General features: G+C 47.6%; 4 protein-coding genes. 2 read left to right on the top strand and 2 right to left on the bottom strand.

The annotated features are described in order from the left end of the window. Together hemH and Q0277_RS02765 are read right to left on the bottom strand one after the other, a co-directional pair. The coding region (gene hemH / locus Q0277_RS02770) for a ferrochelatase (RefSeq protein ID WP_297995346.1) at positions 1-1,000 on the bottom strand (1,000 nt) is incomplete at its 3' end. Then, entirely contained in the window at positions 997-1,869 is an 873-nt protein-coding gene (locus Q0277_RS02765) for a Gfo/Idh/MocA family oxidoreductase (protein ID WP_291936661.1), read from the bottom strand. The genes Q0277_RS02765 and hemH, both read right to left, overlap by 4 nt. 121 nt (positions 1,870-1,990) lie before the next feature. Between Q0277_RS02765 and alaS the strand changes: the two genes are divergently transcribed. Together alaS and Q0277_RS02755 are read left to right on the top strand one after the other, a co-directional pair. Continuing rightward, entirely contained in the window at positions 1,991-4,534 is a 2,544-nt protein-coding gene (gene alaS / locus Q0277_RS02760) for an alanine--tRNA ligase (protein ID WP_297995345.1), read from the top strand. Then, complete coding sequence (locus Q0277_RS02755; protein WP_297995342.1) at positions 4,531-5,040, top strand: hypothetical protein; 510 nt, start codon at positions 4,531-4,533, stop codon at positions 5,038-5,040. Before alaS ends, Q0277_RS02755 begins: the two co-directional genes overlap by 4 nt. The last annotated feature ends 89 nt before the right edge of the window (positions 5,041-5,129 follow it).

Raw genomic sequence — 5,129 nt, 5'->3', positions numbered from 1 at the left:
CCCGATAAAAAATATCCAGCTCAAAATCGGTCTCGGAGTTATCCACGCAAAACGCGATCGGAAATATGAGCGCTTTTTTGCCCTGCAGATCCCGCAAGACGTCCGCGATATTGGGCTCTAGCCACTTCACGGGGCCAAGGCGCGATTGATACGCCAAGATAATCTCTTTAAATTTAATCCCGCGCGCAGCCAGCAGATCTTTTAAAATTTCCACGTGCTCCTCTACCTGCGCCTCGTAAGGATCACCCGCGGTGATCATTTTTACCGGCAGCGAATGCGCAGAAAATATGAGCGAAATTTGCGAAATTTCATCCGCGCTAAATTTCGCGACGCAGCTTGCGATTAAATTTAGTAAAATTTCGTTGTAAGCGGCGTTGTCGTAGAAAATATCAATGGTTTTATAATTTTTTATACCGAGCCGTTTAAGCGCCGCTTCGGCAGAGCACAGGCTCGATTGCACCGTAGTTTTCGAGAAGTGCGGATACAAAGGCATCAAAATTATCTCGTCAAAATCCACGTATTTTTTAAACACATCCTCCGCAAATGGCGGCGTGTAATTCATCGCATAATCGCAAATTAGCTCATCTATCGGTTTTTCATCCTTCGGCGCTTCATTTTGTAGCGGCTCGCCATGCGTCGGGGCGTCTTGCGGCGGCTTGCTCTGCAATGAAATCTCTTGTTGTGGCTCATTCGCGGCGCCCGCATCCGCTGCGCCTTCAAATTTTAACCCCGCGCCTAATTTTGCTCGCGCTAGTTCATTTACCCGCTCGCAAAGCGCTTCGGTGATGGAGCATATCGGCGAGCGCCCGCCCAATTTTTCGTAGTTGCTGCGCGCCGATGCGGTTCTGCTTTTTACGATGAGAGAGGCCAAAACGCTGCGCCAAAAATCACTCTTAACGCCCAAAATAAAGGGGTCGTTAAACATATTTTTTAAAAAAACTTCAACCTCGCTCAGATTGTTCGGACCGCCCATGTTGAGTAAAATTAGGGCTTTTTTCATGAGATGATTTCTCTGATTTTTATCGCGTCCTCTACGCTTGCAAGACCTGCATTAGTACTGCTGTCGCACATCGCGCAAAACGCTTCGTGTTCGCGGCGTAGCGAAAAGTCGTCGCGATCGACGCGCAGATTTACGCGCCCGTCAGGCGTAATTTTAAAAAGAGTTATTGAGATTAGATCGCCGAAATATACGCCGCTGTCGGTGCAAATCTCGATACCGTGGCGCCTGATCGGATAGAGATTGGACTGCATTAGCGTGCAATAGCAGCCGCTTTTTGTGTGAAGTGTCGCGCATGCGGCTAGAGTGCGCTCTTTAGAGATATTTTTGCTAAGTTCTATGCAGGCGATCTCGCTGTGAGAAAGCAACCGCACAAGATCGATATCTCTAAAAAGGGCATTGGCGACGATATCTGCTCTATCATCGTTTGCAAAACCGCTTACAAAGCTCATCGAAAAAATTTTATCCCCCTTGGCAAGCTCGCGTAGCAAGGATACGATGACAGGATTGTAGCGGTCGGAGTAGCCTACGGCTAGGCGCGTGCCGTTAGTGGTGACTGCGTAGTTTATCTCTCTGGCTTCGGCTAGGCTTTGTGCGAGCGGAGATTCTACAAAGATATTTTTGGTAAACGGCAGGCATTTTAAAATCAGCTCTTTATGCGATGGCGGGGGAGCCGTGATGACTACGGCGTCGGGCTTAGCGACGTTAAAAAGATCGGTTAGATTATCAAAGATCGGATAGCGCGGGCCGAAATTTTCACTGCTGCCCTTATGATAAAGCGCTACAAGCTCGAAATAATCGCTCCTCCTTAGCTCGCTGAAGTGCTTTTGACCAAGCTCGTCCATACCTATGATCGCTATCTTTTTTTTCATCGCCATGCCCTAAATTTAATCTTTCGCGCCATTATAACTAAGAATGGTTAAAATTTATAATTTTTAAAATCTAATTTAGCTAAAATGCGCCTTTAAAATTTAACTTAAAATAGGACAAATCATGGATATTAGAAGCGAATATTTAAATTTCTTTGCGAGCAAGGGGCATCAGATCATCCCTAGTGCGCCGCTGGTGCCAGATGATGATAGCTTGCTGTTTACAAACGCGGGCATGGTGCCGTTTAAAAGTATATTTACAGGAGCCGTTCCGCGCCCGATCCCGCCTATCCGCACGAGCTGTCAGACCTGCATCCGCGCCGGCGGCAAACACAACGACCTAGACAACGTCGGCTATACCGCGCGCCACCATACGTTTTTTGAGATGCTTGGCAATTTCAGCTTCGGCGAGTATTTTAAAGAGCAAGCGATCGCCTATGCGTGGGAGTTTATCACTGAAATTTTAAAGCTTCCTAAAGACAAACTCTACGTCACTGTGCACGAAAAGGACGACGAAGCGTTCGGGTTCTGGGCGCGCCACATAGCGCAGGAGCGCATATATCGCTTCGGCGATCACGATAACTTTTGGGCGATGGGCGATACCGGACCGTGCGGGCCGTGCAGCGAAATTTTTTATGATCAGGGTGAGGAGCATTTTCACTCATCCGAGGATTATATGGGCGGCGACGGCGACCGCTTTTTAGAGATTTGGAATTTAGTTTTCATGCAGTACGAGCGCAGCAAAGACGGCAAGCTTAGCCCGCTTCCAAAGCCTAGCATCGACACGGGCATGGGCCTTGAGCGCGTCACGGCGATTAAAGAAGGCAAGTTTAGCAACTACGACAGCTCGCTTTTTATGCCGCTAATTGATGAGGTTGCAAAGCTTTGCGGCAAACCTTACGTTTATGAAAGCGGCGCGAGCTATCGCGTCATCGCCGATCATATCCGCTCGGTTACGTTTTTGCTAGCGCAGGGAACAAATTTTAACCGCGAGGGTAGGGGATATGTTTTGCGTAGAATTCTGCGTCGCGCCGTTCGCCACGGCTATTTGCTCGGCATCAAAGAGCCGTTTATGTACCGCCTCGTGGATAAAGTATGCGAGCTGATGGGCGGGCACTATGCCTATCTGAACGAGAAAAAGCAAGCCGTAAAGGAGCAGATCAAACTCGAAGAGGAGCGGTTTTTCGCTACTTTGGCAAACGGCATCGAGCTTTTTAACGAGGAGCTTGCGCGTACTAAAGAAATTTTTAGTGGCGAGGTCGCGTTTAAGTTATATGATACCTACGGCTTTCCGCTCGATCTGACCGCCGATATGCTGCGCGAGAAAAATTTGCGCGTGGATGAGGCTAAATTTGACGCGCTTATGAGCGAGCAAAGGCAGATAGCTAAAGCCGCATGGAAGGGTAGCGGCGATAAAAACGTTCGTGGCGATTTCAAGGCGCTGCTAGAGAAATTCGGCGAGAATAAATTTAGCGGTTACGAAGAGCTTAGCCGCACGAGCAAGGTTTTAGCGCTACTTAACGAGGATTTTGCGGAAGTGGATGAGCTCAAAGCCGGTGATATCGGCTGGGCGATGTTTGATGTCACTCCGTTTTATGCACAAAGCGGCGGTCAAACGGGCGATAGCGGCGAAGTGGAGTCCATAGCCGATGTGTTTGATACGCAGAAATTTTATGGGCTAAATTTATCCCACTTGCGCCTTAATCGTAACCTAAAAATTGGTGATATCGTCGGGCTCAAGGTTTCTGAGGAGCGTGAGCAGATTGCACGCCATCACAGCGCGACGCACCTTTTACACGCGGCGCTTCGTGCGGTGCTAGGGGCTCATATCGCTCAAGCAGGAAGCTTGGTCGAAGCGGACCGCTTAAGATTTGACTTCTCGCATCCTAAGGCACTTAGCGGCGAGGAGTTAGCTAAAATCGAGGAATTTGTAAATAACGCCGTTTGCAAGGGCTGTGCGGCAAAAACTGAGATTATGGATATAGATGACGCTAAAAACAGCGGCGCGATTGCGCTTTTTGGCGAAAAATATGGCTCAAAAGTGCGCGTCGTGAGCTTCGGAGAGATTAGTAAGGAGCTTTGCGGCGGAATTCACGTGCGTAATTTAAGCGAGATAGGACCGTTTTTTATAGTTAAAGAAAGCGGCGTAAGTGCGGGTGTTAGGCGTATCGAGGCAGTTTGTTCGCGCGCGGCTTTAAATTTAGCGCTTCAAAATCGCGCTAAGCTTGCTGAAATTTCTGCGGAGCTAAAAGGGATTGAGCCTCTCCGCGCGATTGAGAAATTAAAAGATGAGATCAGATCGCTAAAAGATCAGATCAAGCATGCAAGCAGTTCTCATGCACTGGCTTTTCTAAATGTCGGTGATACCAAACTTTGCGTAGCCTCGGTCGAAAGCGGTGATATAAAAACTATGATAGATGAGTTTAAAAATAGCCACGAAAAGGCGGCGATAATGCTGATGCAAGTGGGCTCGGACGGCAAAATTTCAATCGCGGCAGGCGTTAAAAACGCGCCTATTAAAGCGGGCGAGTGGGTTAAGCTAGCGGCGCAAATTTTAGGCGGCGGTGGCGGCGGACGCGATGATTTTGCGACTGCAGGCGGCAAGGACGTGCTAAAAATAGAAGAAGCGATCAAAGAGGCGATCTCTTACGCAAAAGGTAAGATTTGAACGAAATCGATACCGGCTTTATCAAAGCCTCGCAAATTTTGCCGCTGATTCACATTTTAAGCGTGATTTTTTTGGTCTGCGCACAGATCTGCGTATTTTTGATCGCGCGGATTTTTATGAATTTAAGCAGTAAAAGCCAAGCAGATGCGAAGGATGTAAAATTTGCAGAAATTTTGCGATATATGAAACGCTATGAGCAGTTCTTTGCGCTATTTTTGGTGATCGTTTGCGTAAGTGGATTTTTTCTTGCGGACGGCGGAGGTTTTAAATTTTCAGATCCTATGGTAAAAGGCGCGATTGCCACGCTGTGGGCCGGCGCCGGCTTTATACTACTAAATTTTATCTACATGCATTATAAAATTTTATCTTTGAAGCGAGCTTTGGATGCGGGAGATGAGCTTGAGGCGAATGAGCATTTAATCATCGTCGTTAAATATTTCATCCCGCTAAATATCGTAGTCACGCTGATTTGCGTTTATCTAGGCGTGACGGTGGGCGAGTTTTGATGATCTATTTAGCTTCCAGTTCGCCTACTAGAGCGCAAATTCTAAAGGATAACGGCGTAGAATTTACGCAAATTCCTTTTAATTTCGAC

The organism is uncultured Campylobacter sp. (genome assembly GCF_938030815.1).
Lineage (GTDB): Bacteria > Campylobacterota > Campylobacteria > Campylobacterales > Campylobacteraceae > Campylobacter_B.
The sequence above is the reverse complement of the archived record's forward strand: the minus strand, read 5'-3'. Positions and strand labels throughout refer to the sequence as shown.

Coding starts and splice junctions, on each gene's coding strand:
- Q0277_RS02765 (WP_291936661.1), bottom strand. CDS start 1,869: ATGAAAAAAAAGATAGCGATCATAGGTATGGACGAGCTTGGTCAAAAG.
- alaS (WP_297995345.1), top strand. CDS start 1,991: ATGGATATTAGAAGCGAATATTTAAATTTCTTTGCGAGCAAGGGGCAT.